The following is a 19,030-nucleotide window of genomic DNA, read 5'->3' on the forward strand; positions in this document are numbered from 1 at the left end:
GCCATGTCCGCATCCGTGGGACCTGCCGCCGACGGCGAGAAGGTCGTCTTCTACCTCGAGAAGGACGAGCACGCGCATGCCGGGTCCAGCACCGCGCTGGGCTTCTGGCTCTACCTGATGAGCGACTGCCTCATCTTCGCCGTGCTCTTCGCCTGCTACGGCGTGCTCGGCCGCAACTACGCGGCCGGGCCGACCCCGAAGGAGCTGTTCGACCTGCCGCTGGTGGCGGCCAACACCGCCATGCTGCTCTTCTCCTCCATCACCTACGGCTTCGCGATGCTGCAGATGGCGGCGGGCAGGAAGGGGGGCACGCTGCTCTGGCTCGGCGTCACCGGCCTGTTCGGCGTGGCCTTCCTCTGCTTGGAACTCTACGAGTTCTCCCACCTGATCCATGTGGGGGCGGGGCCCTGGCGCAGCGCCTTCCTCTCCTCCTTCTTCACCCTGGTGGGCACGCACGGGCTGCACGTGTCCTTCGGCATCCTCTGGCTGGTGGTGCTGATGGTGCAGGTGGCCCAGCGCGGGCTGATCGAGGACAACAAGCGCCGCCTGATGTGCCTCAGCCTGTTCTGGCACTTCCTCGACGTGATCTGGATCGGCGTCTTCTCCTACGTGTACCTGATGGGGGTGCTGTGATGAGCGCGGAAGCGGTGCGCGCCGACGGCCACGCGGCGCAGGGCGCCCATGGCGAACACGGTCATGGCGGTCACGGGCAGGACGAGCACGGCGGAGCGCCGCACGGCTCGTTCAAGGGTTACCTGACGGGGTTCCTGCTGGCCGCGATCCTCACGGTCATTCCCTTCGCCCTGGTCATGGGGAACGTGTTCTCCGACACGCGGATCACGGCCTTCGTCGTCATGGCGCTGGCCGTGGTGCAGATCGTCGTCCACATGGTCTACTTCCTGCACATGAACAGCCGGGCCGAGGGCGGCTGGACCATGCTGGCGCTGATCTTCACGCTGGTGGTGGTGGTGATCACCCTCGCGGGCTCGATCTGGGTCATGTACCACATGAACGCCAACATGATGCCGATGCCGCACGACATGCGGAACATGGACTGACGGGCGCCCGAACGCATGACCGTGGATGGGGAGCCGGGCGCGGCGGACGGGGCAGCCCGGCGGCCGGCCCGGCTCCTCGCCTTTCTGGCGCTGCTGCTGCTGGGGCTGGGCGTGACCGTCGCGCTCGGCAACTGGCAGGTGGCGCGCCGGGCCTGGAAGCTGGACCTGATCGAGCGGGTGGAGACGCGGGTGCACGCGCCCGCCGTGCCGGCCCCCGGGCCGGATGCCTGGCCCGGCCTGGACGTCGCCTCCGACGAGTACCGGCGCGTCCGCCTCTCCGGCCGCTTCCTGCCAGGGCGGGGAACGCTGGTGGCGGCCACCACCGCGCTCGGCGGCGGCTTCTGGCTGCTGGAGCCCTTCCGCACGGATGAGGGCTGGCAGGTGCTGGTGAACCGCGGCTTCGTGCCGGGGGAGCGGAGCGTCGCGACGCAGCGGGCCGCGCCGCCCCCGGCGGAAGGGACGGAGATCGTCGGGCTGCTGCGGATCACAGAGCCCGGCGGCGGATTCCTGCGCGCCAACGACCCGGCCGGGGGGTGGTGGTACTCGCGCGACGTGGCGGCGATCGCGGCCGCGCGGGGCCTGGAAGGCGCGGTCGCGCCCTATTTCGTGGATGCCGAGGCCTCGGCCGCGGCGTCGCCGCCGGTGGGCGGCCTGACCGTCGTTTCCTTCCGCAACACCCACCTGCTCTACGCGCTGACTTGGTACGGGCTGGCGCTGATGCTGGCCGGGGCCATCTGCTTCCTGCTCCTGTCGGAGTGGCGGGTGCGGGCGGGCCGGGCATGATGCCCTCGATAACGCCGCGCCCGATCCGGAGGCTTCAGGGGTGCCCGCGGGCCGGAAGAGCGGTGGGCCAGGTTCGGAGGGCGCGATGGGCCGGAACGCGGAGGCCGTCGGAGCGATGGCGGAGCTCCCCCCGCTCCCCGCGGCGCGGGCCGACACGGCCGGGCGCAAGAACATGCTGCAGCTCGTGCAGCTGCGCTGGATGGCCGTGTTCGGACAGGTGGTGACGGCGGGCTTTACCCATGTGGGGCTGGGGGTCTCCGTGCCGCTGGTGGCGATGGGCGCCGTCGCCGCAGGGCTGGTGCTGCTGAACCTCGCCTCCCTGCTCCGCCTGCGGCTGCGGGCGCCCGTGCGGTCCTGGGAACTCTTCCTCGTCGTGATGCTGGACGTGGCGGCGCTGACCGCGCAGCTTTTCCTCAGCGGCGGGGTGACGAACCCGTTCATCTCCCTCTTCCTGCTGCAGGTCACGCTCGCCGCCGTGTTGTTGCCGCTGCGCTGGGCCTGGGCGGTGGCCGCCGTCACCTGCCTCTGCGTGCTCGGCCTCTCCTTCCTGCACCGGCCGCTGGCGCTGCCCGAGGCGCTCGGTGCCGACCCCTATCGCCTGCACCTCCAGGGCTTCCTGGTGTGCTTCGTGCTGGACGCGGTGCTGCTGGTCGTCTTCGTCACCCGCATCAGCCGGAACCTGCGGGTGCGGGACGCGCGCCTCGCCCATCTGCGGCAACAGGCTATGCAGGAGGAGCACATCGTGCGGATGGGCCTCCTCGCCTCCGGCGCCGCGCACGAGTTGGGGACGCCACTGGCCACCCTTTCCGTCATCCTCGGCGATTGGCAGCGCATGCCGGCGCTGCGCGCCATCCCCGATCTGGGGGCGGAGATGGAGGAGATGCAGACCGCGGTGCGCCGCTGCAAGACGATCATCTCCGGCATCCTCCTCTCCGCCGGCGAGACGCGGGGCGAGGAGGCGGCCGCGACGACCCTCCGCGCCTTCCTGGCGGAGTTCGTGGCGGAGTGGAACGAGACCCGCCCTGGCAGCACCCTGGAATTCGAGGACCGCTCCGGCCCGGAACTGGCCATCGCCGCCGACCCGATTCTGAAGCAGGTCCTGTTCAACCTGGCGAGCAACGCGCAGGAGGCCCCCGCCGCCCATATCCGGCTGACCGCGGCGCGGGAGGACCGCCTGCTGCGCCTGGCGATGAGCGACGACGGCCCGGGCTTTCCGCCGGAGATGCTGGCGCGGCTGGGCCAGCCCTACTCCTCCACCAAGGGCAAGCAGGGCCGCGGCCTCGGCCTGTTCCTGGTGGTGAACGTGGTGCGCAAGCTCGGCGGCGGCGTCTCGGCCGCCAACCGGCCGGGGGGAGGGGCCGTCGTCACGGTCACGCTGCCTCTCTCCGCGATCTCGATCGGAAAGGGAGGTGAAGGTGCCGGACGAGACGCCGCCTGAGCGGCTGCTGCTGATCCTGGAGGACGATGTCAGCCTCTCCCGCACCCTCCGCCGCTCCTTCGAGCGGCGGGGCTACGAGGTGATGGTCGCCTCCGGCCCCGAGGAGATGGCGGCGCTGCTGAAGGAACGGACGCCCCACTACGCCGTGGTGGACCTGAAGCTGGAGGGCGCCAGCGGCCTCACCTGCGTGCAGGCCCTGCACGAGCACGACCCGGACATGCGGATCGTGGTGCTGACGGGCTTCGCGAGCATCGCGACGGCCGTGGAAGCCATCAAGCTCGGCGCCTGCCACTACCTCGCCAAGCCCTCCAACACCGACGACATCGAGGCCGCCTTCGGCCGCGCCGAGGGCAACGCCGAGATCCCGCTGGGCCACCGCCCAACCTCCATCAAGACCCTGGAGTGGGAGCGCATCCACCAGACCCTGGCGGAAACGGGGTTCAACGTCTCCGAATCCGCGCGGCGGCTCGGGCTGCACCGGCGAACGCTGGCGCGAAAGCTCGAGAAGCGGCAGGTGGATTAGGCTGGGGGCGCCCGGTTCTGACAGGTTCGGAGCCAGGGGGCGCCGCCCCCTGGAACCCCCGCCAAGGGCCTGAGGCCCTTGGAACCCCTTCTGGCTGCCGCCGCGCCGTTCTGGGGCGGTGTTTCGGGGTGCCGGGCCCCTTCCTGCCCTTGCAGTCGCCTCGGGTCCATGACCCGAGGCGCACCGTTAGCCGGATTAGCCTCAAAGCCTAGAAGAAGATGATGGAGAGGGGTCCGGGGAGAGGAAGAATTCCTTCTTCCTCTCCCTGGCCACGGACCGCCATCGCAGGACCTGAAGCTCCTTACCCGAAGCTGATCCCCGTATCCCGCATCAGGTTCTGAACCAGCGCCCGCTCGCTCACTAGGCGCGCGGCCAGGCGGTCCGCATCGGCGGGAACGGCGGTCGCGCCCATGGCGGCCAGGCGCTGGCGCACCTCCGCGTCTCGGGTGGCGAAGTTCACCGCCTCTTCCAGCTTGCGGCGGATCGGCTCGGGGGTGCCGGTGCGGCAGAAGATGGCGTTCCAGCTTGTCAGGTCGAAGCCGGGGAAGCCGGATTCGGCGATGGTGGGCACGCTCTCGATGCCCATGCGGGTGCCGCTGGTCAGGGCGATGGCGCGGGCCTTGCCGGCCTCCAGCACGGGGGAGAGGGAGTTGAGGGAGAGATAGCCGGAGGGGAGGGTGCCGCCCGCGAGGTCGCGCGCGACCTCCGCGCCGCCGCGGTAGGGGATGTGCTCCATCTTCGTCCCGCTGCGATGGGCCAGCAGGGCACCGGCGAGGTGGCCGGTGTTGCCGACGCCGGGGGAGCCGAAGGGCAGGCCGTCCCGCGCGATCTTCGCCTGCTCCAGGTAGCCCTTCAGGTCGCGGATGCCGGTGCCGGTGGTGACGGCGAGGATGTAGGGAACCTCCGCCACCATGCCGACGGGCTGGAAGTCCCGCTCGTAGTCGAAGGGCAGGTTGCGGTGGATGAACTGGGCGATGATGAAGGAGGCGGCGTCGAAGAACAGGGTGTGCCCGTCCGCCGGGGCGCCCGCGACCTGCCCGGCGGCCAGCGCGCCGCCCGCGCCCGCGCGGTTCTCCACCACCACCGGTTGCCCCAGGAACTCCGAGAGGCGGGGCTGAATGAGGCGGGACATGGTGTCCGAGTTGCCGCCGGCGGCGAAGGCGACGACGAGGCGGACCGGGCGGTTCGGGAACCCGCCCTGGCCCAGCGCGCCGCGGGGGATGAGGGCGGGGGCGGCCAGTGCCGGCAGGGCCGCGGCCAGGAAGGGCCGGCGGCCGGTGGTGGGGGAGCGCATGGTGTTTCCTCGGCCCGTTGCGCGGCCCTTGGCGGGGCCGTTCCAGGCGGCGATCTTGCGCCCGACGACCCCTTCCCGGAAGCCGTGATGAGCCCATCCCATCTGCGCCCCCTGCGTGACGGGGAGATCCCGGCACTGGTGGCCCTGCACGGCGCCTCCTTCGCGGCGCTGGCCACCGCCTACCCGCCCTCCGTCGTGCCGGCCTACCGCGCGATGCTGGAGGCGCCGGACTACGTGCCGGAGGTGCTGGCGAGCGACATCTGGGTGGCGGAGCGGGACGGCGCCCTGCTGGGCAGCGCGGGCTGGCTGCCGCAGCCGGACGGGGCCGCGCGGATCCGAAAGGTTTTCGTGCACCCGGACGCCGCGCGGCAGGGCCTGGCGACGCGGCTGGTGCGGGCGGCGGAGGAGCGGGCGCGCGTCGCGGGCCACGGGCGTTTCGTGCTGCGCGCCTATCTCGGTGCCGTGCCCCTCTATGAAAGCCTTGGCTACGTGGCCGACCGCGCGGGGGAGCGGCACGTGGGCGGCGGCGTGACCCTGCCGGTGCTCTTCATGCGGAAGGGCTGAGCCCCCGTTCCCAGCCCGGCACCGCTCAGGCAGGAAGCGCCCCGGCCCCCGGCCGCGCGGCGACGCTGGTGCCGGCGAAGTCGCGCAGCCGCCGCTCCACGCTGGCAAAGGCGGCGCGGGTGGGCTCCGGCAAAGGGGCGTCCGGCGTGCGGGTGCGGTGGTCCAGCCAGCGCGCCACGGTGCCGGCGCCACGCCGATGGGCAGCGGCGACAAGCCCGGCCTGCGTGATGGCCAGCGGCTGGCCGTCCGTGGCCGTGACGGTGCGCCCGGCCGCCCCCAGCGCCCCGTTCGCGGCAAGCTGCCGCTCCGTGCGCTGGAGATACTGGCTCATCGCAGCCTCCTGCGCGGCGGGGTTGGCGAGGAACTCCGCCTCGCTCCGCACGCCCAGGGCCGCGGCGCGCTCCGTCCAGCCACCATCCGCCCCCTGCCAGCCGATGTCGCGCAGGGCGACGGGCAGCATCTGATAGCGCCCGATGGCGCCGGAGGCGGCGTTGCGGGCAGCCCAGCCCGCCCCCGCGCTCTCCTGCGCGGCGATGCGGTTGCGGAACGTGGCATCCCCTCCGCGCGCGGCCATGGCCACCGAACCGGGCGAGGCTGCGGGCCGGGTAGCGGGCACGAACGGAGCCTGTGCGCGGACCAGCGCGCCCTTGAAGTCCGCCGTCTTCGCAACGGCCTTGGCCGGGCGCGCGGTCCGCGGCGCGATGGAATGCACTGCCTGCGTGCTCATGGGCGGCAGGTTAGGGCACAAGGGTTAAGTAAGGGTATGGGATGGCGTGTTCCTCGCTGTCGGTCCGTGGCCAGGGAGAGAAGAAGGAATTCTTCCTCTCCCCGGACCCCTCACCATCATCTTCTTCTAGAAGTTGGTCTCTCTCGGCTGCCGGCGCGCCTCGGGTCGATGACCCGAGGCGACTGCAAGGGCAGGAAGAAGCCTCTCACGCGGCGATTCCGTCTCAGGACGGGGCGGCGGCAGCCGGACGGGGGTCCAGGGGCCTCAGGCCCTTGGCGGGGGTTCCAGGGGGCGGCGCCCCCTGGCTCCGGACCCGTCAGGAGCGGCGCGTCGAGGCCTGCCAGCGCGCCTCCTCCGCGAACTGGCGCGCGAAGAGGCCGTTCTTGCGCCGGATCAGCTCGTCGAAGCTCCCCGTCTCCGCGATCCGCCCATTGTCCAGCACCACGATGCGGTCCGCGTGCCGGATGGTCGAGAGGCGGTGGGCGATGACGATGCGGGTGGCCGACACCGTCCGGATGGCGCGCATGGTGGCGCGCTGGGTGACGTTGTCGAGGGCGCTGGTCGCCTCGTCCAGGATCATCAGGGCGGGTTTCTGCAGCAGGGCGCGGGCGAGCAGCAGGCGCTGGGCCTGGCCGCCGGAGAGGACGCGGCTGGCGTCGGTCAGCACGGTCTCCAAGCCCATGGGCATGGCGCGGATGTCGGCACCGAGGGCGGCGGCGTCGAGTGCGGCCCAGACGGCGGCATCGTCGGCGGGGGTGAGGCCGCGCACGGCGTCGCGCACGCTGCCCGGTGGCACGCGGCCGGCCTGCAGCACGGTGGCGACCTGCTGGCGCAGCACGCCGAGGTCGAGGGTGCGGATATCGTGGCCGTCCATGAAGATGGCGCCGCTGGCGGGCTGCTCCAGGCCGAGGAGGAGGCGGACGAGGGTGGACTTGCCGGCGCCGGACCGGCCGACGATCGCGACGAACTCGCCGGGCTCCACGCGCAGGCTGAGGCCGGCGAAGATCCAGGGGTCGGTCGGGCCGTAGCGGAAGGCGAGGTTGGAGAGTTCCAGCCCGCCGCTGAGGCGGCCGGGGTCCACGCGCCCGTCCTCGGCCTCCGGCAGGGAGTCCAGCAGCGGCTTGGCGAAGCGGTGGCTGGGAGCCATGAGCCAGAGCGAGAAGACGGCCCGGGCGAGCTGCGTGCCGGAGCCGGCCATCAGCCCGTAGGCCGAGAGGAAGGTCATGACGGAGGAGAGGGACGGGGGCGCCTGCCCCGGCTCCACCTTCTGCAGCCCCGCGATGACGAGGAAGGCGGCGGCGGTGGAGAGCACGGCGAAGCCGGCCGCGAAGGCGTCGTAGCCGTTGCCGACGCGGCGGGAGGCGGCGAGGCGGGCGCGCATCCCGGCGAAGCGCGCGGCCCAGACGGCGGCGGCCCGGTGCTCCGCCCCTGCCAGGCGCAGCTTCACGAGGCCGGAGACGATCTGGAACACCATGGCGTCGGCGAGGCCCGACAGCGCCTCCCCGCTCGCGAAGGCGCGGGCCTGCAGCCAGCCCGCAAGGTTGGCGGCGAGGAGCTGGACGGCGAGCAGGCCCAGGCCGATGGCGGCCGCCATGGGCTGCGAGACGAGCATCACCGCACCGGCAGAGAGGATGACGGAGACGGCCGAGACGGCGGCGAAGAGAAAGCCGCGAAGCTGCGCGGCGAGGGAGATGGTGGTGGCCGCGCGCCCCGCCGTCTCGCCCACCGTCTGACGGTTGAGAACCGAGAGGGGCAGGCGGATCACCCGGTCCCAGATCGCGGCGTGCAGGGCGGGGCCGGCGCGGGCCTCGATGCGCTGGCGCGCGATCTCCCCGCCCAGACGGGTGGCCCACGCGACGGCGGCGACGAGGACCATAGCGAGGCCGAGCTGGGCCAGTTCCGGCAGGTGGCCGCCGGGGATGAGCAGGGTGAAGGCGACGCCGGTGGCCAGCGGCACGGCCTGGCCGAGCGCCGCGCCGACGAGCATCGTGGCGAAGATCGCCGTCACGTCCCCGCCCGCGCGCCGCATCCCCGCCCCAACGAGGTCCGACAGGCCGAGAGCCTTGCGCGGCAGCGGCAGGATCGGCGCCTGCGCCTCCCGCGAGAGGGTCCCCGCCGTCGCCGCGTCCAGCCGCGCGCCGTCCGGGCGCTCGGGGGTGACGAGGCGGTAGCCGCGCTCCTCCGGCAGCAGGCCGACGGTGGCGCCGTCCGCCCGGGTGGCGAAGAGGGGGCCGTGGTCCTCCTCCCACCAGCGCCCCTCCAGATGGGCGGGGCGGAGGCGCAGGCCGGAGGCGCGGGCCAGCTCCTCCAGCGTGGAGGTGGCGTCCACGTCCGTGCTGCGGACGCGCACCAGACGGCGGGCACGGAGGCCGAGGCTCGCGGCGACGGCGCGGAACACCGGCATCAGCGGGTCGGCATTCGCCGGCTCGGGGCGTTCCACGGGGTTGCCGAGGATGGCGGCGAAGGAGGCGCGCCCCTCCGCCTCGGCCTCCGCCTCGCGCTCCTCGCGCAGGCGGCGGCGGTTCAGCTCGTCGGCGGCGCCCAGGGCCAGGGCGGCGGGTAGGGCGTCCAGCCCCGCGGCGTTGAGGGCGGCGAGCCCGGCCTCCCAGTCCGGTTCGGCCAGCGCCTCCTCGGCGGCCAGGGGCCGAAGGCTGCCGTTGCCGGCGACGAGCCACGCCTCGGCCGGCAGGGGAAGCAGGCCCTCGACGGGCTCCAGCCCCAGCAGCAGCCAGCCCTCGCCGGTGATGCGGACCCAGGTGGGCGCGCCCCGCGCGGCGACCACGGTGCCGGCGGGCGGGTAGAGCGTGCCGGTGCCGCCGGAGACCGCGAGGTCCGTGCGCGGGCGGGGGGACATGGGGCGGGCGAGGCCGGAGGCGAGGGCGCGGCCCCAGCCATCCACCGCCGCCGCCAGCAGCGCCGGCGCGTCCTCCCCTTCGGGCAGGGGCAGCAGCCGGGCATCGGCGCCGCCGACCGCGAGAAGGGTGGCGCCGGTGAGGGCGGTGCCGACGCCGCAGAGCATCCCGCCGGCCCTCACGGTGCCGAGATAGCGCCGCGGCCCCTCCGTGGCCGGGGGCTGCGGGGCGGCGGTGGCGAAGAGGGTGACGGTGCCGGCGACGACAAGCCACCGGATGGAGGGATCGTCCAGCCGCAGCGGCGCATGGGCCGGGAAGGGGGTGGCCAGGGGGATGGGGCGCGTCGGCGACGATCCGGGGGGCGTCCCGGTGGGAGCGGCATCCGGTGCGGCGGCGGGCAGGGCGGGGGGCGGGGGCGCGATGTCGTCGGGCACGGATCAGCTGCTCGCCAGCATGGTGCGGAAGGGGCCGGGGGCGGCGGCGAGCGCGTCCGGGTGGCCGCGCTGCACGATGCGGCCCGCCTCCATCACGATCACCTCGTCGAGGTCCCGCACCAGGGCCAGACGGTGGGCGATGACGATCATGGTGCAGCCGCGCCGGCGCAGGTTGGCCATGACCGCCGCCTCCGCCGCGTTGTCCAGCGCCGCCGTCGCCTCGTCCAGCACGAGGATGGCGGGGTCGGTGACGATGGCGCGGGCCAGCTCCATCCGCGCGCGCTGGCCGCCGGACCAGTTGCGCCCCTCCTCCGCCACCGGGCCGGCATAGCCGCCGCGGCGGGCGAGGATTTCGTCGTGGATCATGGCGTCCTGCGCGGCCTCAACCAGGCGTTCGTCGGCCAGCGTCGGGTCCCACATGGCGATGTTGTCCCGCACCGTGCCGTCGAACAGGAAGCCCCCCTGGTCCATCACGGAGACCTCCCGCCGCAGCTCCGCGCGCGGGATGGCCTCGATCGGGCGGCCGTCGATCAACACCTCGCCGGACCAGGGGCGGTAGAGGCCGGCGATCAGCAGGGCGAGGGTGGACTTGCCGGAGCCGGAGCCGCCGACGATGCCGAGGCGGCGGCCCGGCTCGATGGTGATGGAGACGCCGTCCAGCAGCGGCGGGGCGAGGCGGCTATGGCCGAAGACGACGTCCCGCAGCTCCACATGGCCGCCGAGCCGCGCGCCGGGGCGGCGGGTGATGGCGCCGGGCGCGGCGTCGGATGGCGTCTCGAACTCCGGCGCCAGCGGGTGGTGCAGCGTGTCCTCCAGCAGGGTGAGGTTCGCCTTCGCGTCCTGCATCTGGGTAGCCACGCCGACGAGCTGGGCGACCGGCCCCATGAAGCCCATCGTCAGGGCCTGGAAGGCGACGAGCTGGCCGACCGTCATGGAGCCCTCCATGATCCGGCGCCCGCCGAGGACGAGCACGGCGGCGGCGGCGGCAATAGCGATGAAGGCCGGCAGCCCCTCCAGCAGGGCGCGCCGCAATGCGAGGCGCTGGGTGACGTTGGCGGAGCCGGCCCGCGTGCCCGCGAGCTGGGCCAGCAGCAGCCCCTCGCTGCCAGAGGCGCGGTAGGTCTCGATCATCCGCAGCCCGCCCCGCGCCAGCCCCTCCGTGCGGAGGTTGCGCGAGAGGAGGCGCCCGTTGTCGTCGCTCAGGGACCGGCCGAGCCCCACGAGCGCGCCGAGATTCACGGCCGCCGCCAGCACCACCACGCCGGCCAGCAGCGCGTCGTAGAGCAGCATGGCGGCGGCATAGGCGAGCGCGGTGACGAGGCCGAGCAGCCCGCGCCCGACATCGCCCGAGACCAGCCGCGCGATGCGGTCGTTCAGCACCACGCGGCCGGCGATGTCGCCGGGGTGGCGCTGCGCGAAGAAGGCCACGGGCAGCCGCGTCAGCCGGTCCAGGAAGGCGGCGGAGCCGGAGACGGAGAGCCGCGTCTCCAGCCGCAGCAGCAGGTCCAGCTGGAGCCAGGTGATGAGGCCCATGACGAGGGAGGTGCCGGCCATGCCCCAGAGCAGCGGCTCTAGCCAGCTCTCGAAGCGGCCCACCAGCACGTCGTCCACGAAGACCTGGGAGAAGGCGGGGACCAGCAGCGCGGGGATCGTCATCAGCAGGCTGAGGCCGAGGAGGAAGCCGAAGCCCGCCCCGTTGCCGCGCAGCCGGCGCAGGATGCCGCGCAGCGCCCGCGGCCGTTCCCCGCCGCGCCGGAAGCCCTCCCCCGGCCGCATGGAGAGGACGACGCCCGTGAGGTTGCGGTCCAGCTCCTCCGCCGTGATCCGGCGCGGGCCGGTGGCGGGGTCGTTGATGCGGGCGCCGGCGCGGTCCACGCCCTCGATGACGACGAAGTGGTTCATGCCCCAGTGGGCGATCAGCGGCATCGCCATGCCGCGCAGGTCGGCCGGCTCCACCCGGTACGCCTCCACCGCCAGCCCGTACCCCCCGGCCGCGGCGGCGACGTGGCTGGCCCGGCTGCCGTCGCGGGAGACACCGCAGGCGGCGCGCAGCTCCTCCAGTGGCACCCAGCGCCCGAAGCTGCCGAGCACGATGCCCAGCGCGGCGGCACCGCACTCGGATGCTTCCATCTGGAGCAGCGTGGGCGTGCGCGCCCGGCCGGTCCGGGCGCGGGACGAGGCGGCGGCCGTGGTCGCGCTCAAGGCGTCGCGGCCTCTGTCGCGCGAGAAGACGTCGCGGCCTCTGCCACGCGAGAGGACGTCGCGGCCCCTGCCGCGCCAGGGGACGTCACCGCCTCCGCGTTGCGGGTCAGCCAGCCCCGCACGGCGGGAAAGGCGAGGCCGATGAGGCGGACGGAGCGGACGGTGATGTCGGCGCCCGCGAGGGTGCCGGACTCGATCGGGAAGTCCGGCCCGGCGGCGGTGGACCAGCGCAGCCCGCTGCGCGTGGCGGGATCGGGCGAGAGCGCCACCTCCACCTCGAAGGGCGCGCCGAGCTCGGTCGTGAAGTTCCGCACCAGCTGGTCGTTCTGCAGGGTCCGCAGCAGCCCCGCCGAGGAGGAGGGCGTGGCGGCCACGCGGGTGATGCGGCCGTGAATGAAGCCGTCCTCCTCCCGCCGGGTGGAGGAGGGGGAGACCTCCACCTCCATCCCGGGGGAGAGGCGCTTGCCGTCCTGCGCGGTGACGTAGACCACGGCCACCAGCGCGCCCGCCCCGCCCTCCGGGTCGCGCTCCACCGTCAGCAGGGCAGTGCCGCGCTGCACCACCTGGCCGTCATTCGCCTTCTGCTCCACCACCGTGCCGGAATAGGGGGCGATCACCTCGCCCAGCCGCCCGAGGCGGGCGCGCAGCGCCTCCACCTGCCGCGCGGCCTCGTCCAGGCGCCGCTCGGCCTCCAGCGCCTCGCGCTCCTGCTGGGTGCGCTTCATCGCCTGGTCGAGCACGAGCTGCTCCCGCTCGTTGCGGGAGGTGGCCATCTGCTCGCGCACCTGGAACACCTCCACCCGGGCGTAGAGGGCGCGGTCGCGGTTGATGAGGTTCTGCTGCATCAGCCCGCGCATCACCTCCTCGCGCTGGGTCATCATGCCCAGCCGCTCGTCCAGCATCCGCAGGTTGCCGGCCAGCGCGGCGTCCCGCGCGGTGCGGAATGCGTCGGCCGCCGCCGCCTCCCGCCCGTGGAAGGCGCGCAGCTCGTCGCGGTGGCGCCTGGCGTCGGCGGCCTGGCCTTCCGCGAGGGCGAGCTGGAGCCGCACCTCGGACTGGTCCACCGCCGCGATCGTCTGGCCGGCCCGGATGCGGTCGCCCGGCCTGGCGAGGAGGCGGTCGATCCGGCCATCCGTGTCCGCCACGATGTCCACCACGCCGCCGGATGGCAGCAGGATGCCCCGCCCGGTGACCTTCAGCGGCACGTCCACCAGCGAGGACCAGACGATCCCGATGACGGCGAGGGCGAGGAGCGATCCCCCGACTGCCCAGGTCCAGGGGCGCATGACGCGGAGGGGTTCGTCGTAGCGGTCCGGGGCCGCGGCCTCGGCCACGGCCCGGCTGCGGAAGAGGGGAGGCGTGGACATGCCGGGGTGTTCGACCTTGTTGGGAGAGCCCGGCGATCCTGGCCCCTGCGCGACTATGCCCGCGCCGGAACGTTTAAGGAATGGCCGATACGCTCTGGTAAAGCATCCTGTCGGGGTTTCGCCGGGTGCTCCCAGGGCCGGGCCGTCCCGGCGGGTGGCACGGGCGGGGCGGGGCGGCGGGGCCCCGCCCCGCCGGCCGGGTCAGCCGAGCTGGATGCGCTCCACGTTGTCGAAGCGCAGCGTCTCCCCGCCGATCGTGAGCTGACCGCTGAAGGGTTGCGGCTGGCCCTGGGCGTTGACGAAGACGACCCCGCCGGCGCTGTTCTGCAGCATCTCCAGCCCGGGGGTGTGGAGCTGCAGGCCCTGCTGGAACTGGGACAGGCTCACACCCGGAATGCTCAGCGTGTCCCCGCCGCTCCCGCCGTCGAAGTAGTCGTTGCCGCCGCCGGGGCTCCAGACGAAGGTGTCGTCTCCCTCGCCGCCGAAGGCGGTGTCCGTGGCGCGGTCGTTGAAGCCGCCGATCAGGTTGTCGTTCCCGGCATCGCCCTGCATGTGGTCCACGCCGTCGCCGCCGATGACGGTGTCGTCGCCCGCGCCGCCGGTCAGGGCGTCGGTGCCGGCATCGCCGAGGATCACGTCGTTGCCGTCCCCGCCCTCGATGTAGTCGTTGCCCGCGCCACCGGCGGCGAAGTCGCTGCCCGCACCGGCGACGATCGCATCATCCCCGGCATCGCCGTAGACCTCGTCGTTCCCCGCTCCGGCCTCGATGTAGTCGTTGCCGCCACGGCCCTCAGCGTAGTCGTTTCCGTCGCCGAGGGGCATGCTGTCGGGCGCGTCGGTGCCGATCGCGAAGTCGCTCCCGTTCGTGCCGGGCAGGTGGGCGCCACCGACCACCTTCTCGAGCGCCTCGGGGCGCATGGGCTTCTGGGACATGGCCGAATCTCCTTGGGAATGCCTGGCACGACAGTGCGGGCCGTCGGCCGCGCTGACCATGACGGCAGCGTCGATCTGACTGATCGTCAGGGCCTATCGATGCCGGCGGAGAGGCGGTGCGGCACGGGCGTCCCCGGCCCGGCCGTGCCGCACCGCCGCCAGCTGTCATCCTTTCGCAACGGTTCTGCCAGAATCCCGTCTCTGGTAACCCCGCCCGTTCCGTGACACTTCGTCCGCCCATTCAGAGACGGTTGGCTGAAGCGGTCCCGACATGATGCCCTGCCCGCGCCCGGCCGCACGCCGCCTGATGCCCGCCCCCCAGGCCGCCCGGCCCGGGGAAGCGGGCGCGCCGCGACCGGTTCACCGCTGAGGATCACGAGAGTTGACCGAGAGGAATGGGGCGGACAGCGTCGCCCTCGCCTATGACGGCTGGGCGCCGATCTACGACCTGGTCTTCGGGCCGGTGTTCCGCGAGGGGCGCCGCGTGGCGACCCAGGCGGCGGAGCGCGTGGGCGGCCGCATCCTGGAGGTGGGCGTCGGCACCGGCCTCTCGCTCGCCGGCTACCGGCGGGAGAACACGATCTTCGGGATGGACATCTCCGCCCCGATGCTCTGGAAGGCGCGCACCCGGGTGGAGCGGCAGGGCCTCGGCCATGTCGGCGGCCTGGCCGTGATGGACGCCGAGCGGCTGGCCTTCGCCGATGACAGCTTCGACGTGATCGTGGCGCAGTACGTCGTGACCGCCGTGCCGAACCCCGAGCGCGCGCTGGACGAGTTCCTGCGCGTGGTGCGGCCGGGCGGCGAGATCATCATCGCGACCCGCGTGGGCGCGGAGACGGGGCTGCGCGGCACGATCGAGCGCGCGCTGATGCCCGTGACCAGCCGGCTGGGCTGGCGCACGGAGTTCCCCTGGAGCCGCTACGCGGACTGGATCGCCGGCGCGTCCGGCGCGCAGCTGCTGGAGCGGCGCGCCCTGCCGCCGCTCGGCCACTTCTCGCTCGTCCGCATCACCAAGGACGAGCGGGCACCGAAGGCTGCCCCCAGCTTGGCCAACGTAACCATGGCAGGCACGGCCGCGTCCGCCGGCGGGGGGCCGGTGGCGCAGCGCATGGCCTCGTCACCCGAGAAGGAGTCGTGATGAACGGTTTTCTTGAGCAGCTGCGGGAGCAGCGGTGGGACGACCACCGCTACTACCACCACAGCCGGATCAACCAGAGCCTGCACCTGCTCAGCGCGATCAGCTTCCTCTGCGCCTACATGGTGGCGTTCAAGGACCCCGCGACCGCGGCGCTGATCGCGTGGACCGTCTCGATGAACAGCCGCCAGGCCGGCCACTTCTTCTTCGAGCCGCGGGGCTACGACCACGTCAACAAGGCGACGCACGAGCACAAGGAGGAGATCAAGGTCGGGTACAACCTGAACCGCAAGATCGTCCTCATGGCGTTCTGGGCCGCCTCGCCCCTGCTGCTGGTGCTGGACCCCACCCTGTTCGGCCTCATGACGCCGGCCGAGAGCTTCGGCGGCTTCGTGCACGACGTGGGCTACCTCTGGTTCTTCGTCGGCGTCGGCGGGCTGCTGTTCCGCGTGGCGCAGCTGATGATCATCCGCGACGTGCAGACGGCGCTGGTCTGGGCCACGAAGATCATCACGGACCCCTTCCACGACATCAAGCTGTACCACCGCGCGCCGGGCTACCTGCTGCAGGGCCAGCTGATCGACCCCGCCCACGGCCGGCACCACCCGGACGAGGACGATGCGGAGGACGAGGACTGGGTGGCCGAGCCGGAAGAGCGCAAGGCCTGACCGCGTCGCGGCCCTGTGCGGAGCCAGGGGGCCTTGCCCCCTGGACCCCCACCAGGAAACTGAGTTTCCTGGACCTTCCATCCGGCTGCCGCCGCGCCGTCCTGGGATGGGGTCTCCGCATGAAGGGCAAGATCCTGCCCTTGCAGTCGCCTGAGGTCGAAGACCTCAGGCGCACCGCCAGCGGGATGACTCCAGGGCCTAAGAAAAGATGATGGTGAGGGGTCCGGGGAGAGGAAGAATTCCTTCTTCCTCTCCCTGGCCACGGCGGCCCGGCGAAGGATCAGGCCGCGGCCCGTCCTCCCCGGTGCCGGATCATCTCCCGCAAGATCCCGCGCCGGATGGCCTTGTTCGTGGTCTCCGGCCCGGCCCACCAGCCGTCCCGCTCCATGGCCCGCGCGGCCGCCACGAAGCGGTCCGCCACCGCCGCGAACTCCGCATCGCCGTAGTTCAGGCTGAAGATCAGGCGGCCCGTCCCCACCCAGCTCAGCGCCAGGCCCTCCGCCCGGAGGTAGTATTGCAGCATCCAGTTGTAGCGCGAGGGGCGCGGGTAGAGGACGGTCCAGACCGTGGACATGCCGGCCACCCGCACCGGCAGCCCCTCCGCCTCCAGCCGCGCGTTCAGCGCCGCCGCCCGGCCGTCCCAGCGCTCCTCCAGCCCCTCGTAGAGGGACAGCACCTCCGGCGTCTCCAGGCGCCGCAGGAAGGCGTCCATGGTGCCCATGACGTAGGGGTGGGAGTTGAAGGTGCCGCGGGCGAAGCAGACATCCACGGGATTGCTGTCGCGGTAGCGGCGCATCAGTTCCCGCTTGCCGCAGAGCGCGCCGATGGGGAGACCGCCGCCGAGGGTCTTGCCGTAGGTGACGAGGTCGGCCCGCACGCCGAAGTAATCCTGGGCGCCGCCGGGGGCGAGGCGGAAGCCCATGAAGACCTCGTCGAAGATCAGGGCGATGCCGCGCTCCGTGCAGACCTGCCGCAGTTGCTTCAGCCAGGCCGTGTAGGCCGCGCGGTCGTAGGCGGCGCGGCGGCCGCTATCGGCCAGCGAGGAATCCGCCGGGGCGCCGGAATTCGGGTGCAGCGCCTGCAGCGGGTTCACCAGCACGCAGGCGATGTTCCCGCGCGTGCGCAGCACGTGCAGCGTGCGCTCCGACATCTCCGACAGGGTGTAGGTCCGGTCCGCCGGCACGGGGTTGCCGATGCCGGGCTGCACGTCGCCCCACCAGCCGTGATAGGCGCCGGAGAAGCGGACGAGGTGGGAGCGGCCGGTGTGGTAACGGGCCAGGCGCACCGCCTGCATCACCGCCTCCGTGCCGGACATGTGGAAGGACACCTCGTCCATGCCGGAGAGGGCGCGCAGCCGCGCGACGTTCTCGGCCACAACGGGGTGGTAGGCGCCGAGGACGGGGCCGAGGTCGCGCACGCGCGCCGCGCCCTCCTCGATGCAGTCCTTGTAGAAGTCGTACCCCATCAGGTTCACGCCATAGGAGCCGGTGAGGTCGTAGAGCGTGTTGCCGTCCAGATCCGTCACCGTCACCCCCGCCGAGGATGCGAGGAAGCTGCCGCCCGAGAGGTGCTGGCGGAGGTAGCGGCTGTACTGGAAGGGCACGCGATAGGCGGCGGTGAACTGCAGGTCGGACAGCCCCGCCTTCGCTTCCTCCGTCATCGCCGCGCTGCGTGGGAACCGGGCACGGTAGAGCCCGGCGAGAGCGTGGAAGCCCTGGCGCCGGCGCGCGACCACGTCGTCCGACGCGCCGTCGGAGGAGAAGAAGCGGTCCTCCCCGTACTCGTAGAAGGGAATGAGAGAGGCGACGCGTCGCGCCATCCGCGCGTGCCCGGTCAGCGACCGGTGCTTCGCGCGGGAGAGTGCGAGCCGCGCGCGCCCCTTCACGAGGAGCGCGGCGAGGGCCCCCGCCCCCGCGGCGTAGGGCGCGAAGGCGCCGATCTGCATGCTCAACATTCCGGTTTTCCAGGACAGGGCTGACAACGATGCCGACACTTCGCACCACCCTCGCGCGGGTGGCGCAGCAGGAGGATCTCAACTTCCTCCTCACCAACCGGATCCCGCGCCGCCTGGCGACGCGGTTCATCGGCTGGTTCAGCCGGATCGAGAACCCGGTGGTGCGCGACCTCTCGATCGCCACCTGGCGCCTCTTCACCGACCTTGACCTCAGCGACGCGCGGCAGGCGCGCTTCCGCAGCCTGCACGACCTCTTCATCCGGCAGCTGAAGGACGGCGCCCGCCCCGTGGACCCGGACCCCACGATCCTCGCCAGCCCCAGCGACGCCATCGTCGGCGCCCACGGCACGGTGGAGCGGGGCCAGGTCCTCCAGGTGAAGGGCTTCCCCTACCCGCTGCACGACCTGCTGGGGGATGCCGCCGAGGCCGCGCGCTACGAGGGCGGCAGCTACGTCACGCTGCGCCTCACCTCCGCCATGTACCATCGCTTCCACGCGCCGCACGACCTGCGGGTGGAATCCGTGACCTACATCTCCGGCGACACCTGGAACGTGAACCCCATCGCGCTGAAGCGGATCGAGCGCCTGTTCTGCAAGAACGAGCGCGCGCCCATCCGCGCGCGGCTGGCCGCCACGGGCCACGCCATCACCCTCGTGCCGGTGGCCGCCATCCTCGTGGCGAGCATCCGCCTCGGCTTCCTCGACGCGGAGCTGGACCTGCGAAAGGCCGGGCCGCGCCGCATCGACTGCGACGTGCCGCTGCAGAAGGGCGAGGAGATGGGTTGGTTCCAGCACGGATCGACCATCGTGGTCTTCGCGCCACCTGGGTTCCGGCTGCACGAGGGCGTGCGGGAAGGGGATACGATCCGCGCGGGGCAAGCGCTGCTGCGGCTTCCCGGCTGACAGGACGGCCCGGAGAGAGGAGGAAAGAATTCTTCCTCTCCTCCGACCCCTCACCATCATCGTCTTCAAGTTAGGCTTGCGTCGCTGACGGTCCGCTTCGGGTCGATGACCCGAGGCGACTGCAAGGGCCGGAAAGGCGCCGATCGTCCTGGGCCGACAGCGCAGGCCATTCCCGCGGCAGCCCGATGCAGGTCCA

At 72.8% G+C, this 19,030-nt stretch carries 16 protein-coding genes; 9 read left to right on the top strand and 7 right to left on the bottom strand.

The genetic code is table 11. The features are described 5' to 3' along the window. The first annotated feature begins 3 nt into the window (after positions 1 to 3). From cyoC to VQH23_RS09475, 5 genes are all read left to right on the top strand, one after another. The gene (gene cyoC, locus VQH23_RS09455) at positions 4 to 633 is read left to right on the top strand and encodes a cytochrome o ubiquinol oxidase subunit III (RefSeq protein WP_338665386.1); all 630 of its coding nucleotides are present in this window, start codon (positions 4 to 6) and stop codon (positions 631 to 633) included. Further along, entirely contained in the window at positions 633 to 1,058 is a 426-nt protein-coding gene (gene cyoD, locus VQH23_RS09460; RefSeq protein WP_338665387.1) for a cytochrome o ubiquinol oxidase subunit IV, read from the top strand. The genes cyoC and cyoD overlap by 1 nt, the downstream gene beginning before the upstream one ends. 15 nt (positions 1,059 to 1,073) lie before the next feature. Beyond that, positions 1,074 to 1,841: an SURF1 family protein gene (locus VQH23_RS09465; protein ID WP_338665388.1), complete on the top strand. Its 768-nt coding sequence runs from the start codon at positions 1,074 to 1,076 to the stop codon at positions 1,839 to 1,841. Between the two features lie 115 nt (positions 1,842 to 1,956). After that, complete coding sequence (locus VQH23_RS09470; RefSeq protein WP_338665389.1) at positions 1,957 to 3,279, top strand: ATP-binding protein; 1,323 nt, start codon at positions 1,957 to 1,959, stop codon at positions 3,277 to 3,279. After that, the gene (locus VQH23_RS09475) at positions 3,257 to 3,802 is read left to right on the top strand and encodes a response regulator transcription factor (protein ID WP_338665390.1); all 546 of its coding nucleotides are present in this window, start codon (positions 3,257 to 3,259) and stop codon (positions 3,800 to 3,802) included. Before VQH23_RS09470 ends, VQH23_RS09475 begins: the two co-directional genes overlap by 23 nt. 301 nt (positions 3,803 to 4,103) lie before the next feature. Here the strand turns inward: VQH23_RS09475 and VQH23_RS09480 are convergent, their stop codons facing one another. After that, positions 4,104 to 5,096 (bottom strand): tripartite tricarboxylate transporter substrate-binding protein, encoded by a 993-nt coding sequence (locus VQH23_RS09480; RefSeq protein WP_338665391.1) that lies wholly within the window; start codon positions 5,094 to 5,096, stop codon positions 4,104 to 4,106. A gap of 87 nt (positions 5,097 to 5,183) precedes the next feature. On the opposite strand from VQH23_RS09480, the gene VQH23_RS09485 reads away from it, so the two are divergent. Then, complete coding sequence (locus VQH23_RS09485) at positions 5,184 to 5,660, top strand: GNAT family N-acetyltransferase (RefSeq protein ID WP_338665392.1); 477 nt, start codon at positions 5,184 to 5,186, stop codon at positions 5,658 to 5,660. 25 nt (positions 5,661 to 5,685) lie between these two features. Here VQH23_RS09485 and VQH23_RS09490 read toward each other — a convergent pair whose 3' ends face one another. From VQH23_RS09490 to VQH23_RS09510, 5 genes are all read right to left on the bottom strand, one after another. Beyond that, positions 5,686 to 6,387 (bottom strand): hypothetical protein, encoded by a 702-nt coding sequence (locus VQH23_RS09490; RefSeq protein WP_338665393.1) that lies wholly within the window; start codon positions 6,385 to 6,387, stop codon positions 5,686 to 5,688. A 316-nt stretch (positions 6,388 to 6,703) separates the two neighbouring features. After that, a complete protein-coding gene (locus VQH23_RS09495; protein ID WP_338665394.1) occupies positions 6,704 to 9,673 on the bottom strand; it encodes an ATP-binding cassette domain-containing protein in 2,970 nt (989 codons plus the stop codon). Between the two features lie 3 nt (positions 9,674 to 9,676). Next, positions 9,677 to 11,875 (bottom strand): NHLP family bacteriocin export ABC transporter peptidase/permease/ATPase subunit, encoded by a 2,199-nt coding sequence (locus VQH23_RS09500; RefSeq protein ID WP_338665395.1) that lies wholly within the window; start codon positions 11,873 to 11,875, stop codon positions 9,677 to 9,679. Then, on the bottom strand, positions 11,872 to 13,242 hold the full coding sequence (locus tag VQH23_RS09505; protein ID WP_338665396.1) for an NHLP bacteriocin system secretion protein: 1,371 nt from the start codon (positions 13,240 to 13,242) through the stop codon (positions 11,872 to 11,874). Before VQH23_RS09505 ends, VQH23_RS09500 begins: the two co-directional genes overlap by 4 nt. A 201-nt stretch (positions 13,243 to 13,443) precedes the next feature. After that, positions 13,444 to 14,175: a calcium-binding protein gene (locus VQH23_RS09510; RefSeq protein ID WP_338665397.1), complete on the bottom strand. Its 732-nt coding sequence runs from the start codon at positions 14,173 to 14,175 to the stop codon at positions 13,444 to 13,446. Positions 14,176 to 14,557: 382 nt separating this feature from the next. On the opposite strand from VQH23_RS09510, the gene VQH23_RS09515 reads away from it, so the two are divergent. Together VQH23_RS09515 and VQH23_RS09520 are read left to right on the top strand one after the other, a co-directional pair. Beyond that, positions 14,558 to 15,313, top strand: coding sequence for a class I SAM-dependent methyltransferase (locus VQH23_RS09515; RefSeq protein ID WP_338665398.1), 756 nt, complete (start codon positions 14,558 to 14,560; stop codon positions 15,311 to 15,313). Next, complete coding sequence (locus VQH23_RS09520; protein WP_338665399.1) at positions 15,313 to 15,978, top strand: hypothetical protein; 666 nt, start codon at positions 15,313 to 15,315, stop codon at positions 15,976 to 15,978. The genes VQH23_RS09515 and VQH23_RS09520 overlap by 1 nt, the downstream gene beginning before the upstream one ends. A 280-nt stretch (positions 15,979 to 16,258) precedes the next feature. Here VQH23_RS09520 and VQH23_RS09525 read toward each other — a convergent pair whose 3' ends face one another. Beyond that, positions 16,259 to 17,923: an aminotransferase class III-fold pyridoxal phosphate-dependent enzyme gene (locus VQH23_RS09525; RefSeq protein ID WP_338665400.1), complete on the bottom strand. Its 1,665-nt coding sequence runs from the start codon at positions 17,921 to 17,923 to the stop codon at positions 16,259 to 16,261. 38 nt (positions 17,924 to 17,961) lie between these two features. On the opposite strand from VQH23_RS09525, the gene asd reads away from it, so the two are divergent. After that, positions 17,962 to 18,834 carry an archaetidylserine decarboxylase gene (gene asd / locus VQH23_RS09530; RefSeq protein ID WP_338665401.1) on the top strand — a complete coding sequence of 291 codons (873 nt, stop codon included), beginning with the start codon at positions 17,962 to 17,964 and terminating at the stop codon, positions 18,832 to 18,834. The last annotated feature ends 196 nt before the right edge of the window (positions 18,835 to 19,030 follow it).

Source organism: Pararoseomonas sp. SCSIO 73927, from assembly GCF_037040815.1.
In the GTDB taxonomy this organism is placed as follows: Bacteria; Pseudomonadota; Alphaproteobacteria; order Acetobacterales; family Acetobacteraceae; genus Roseomonas.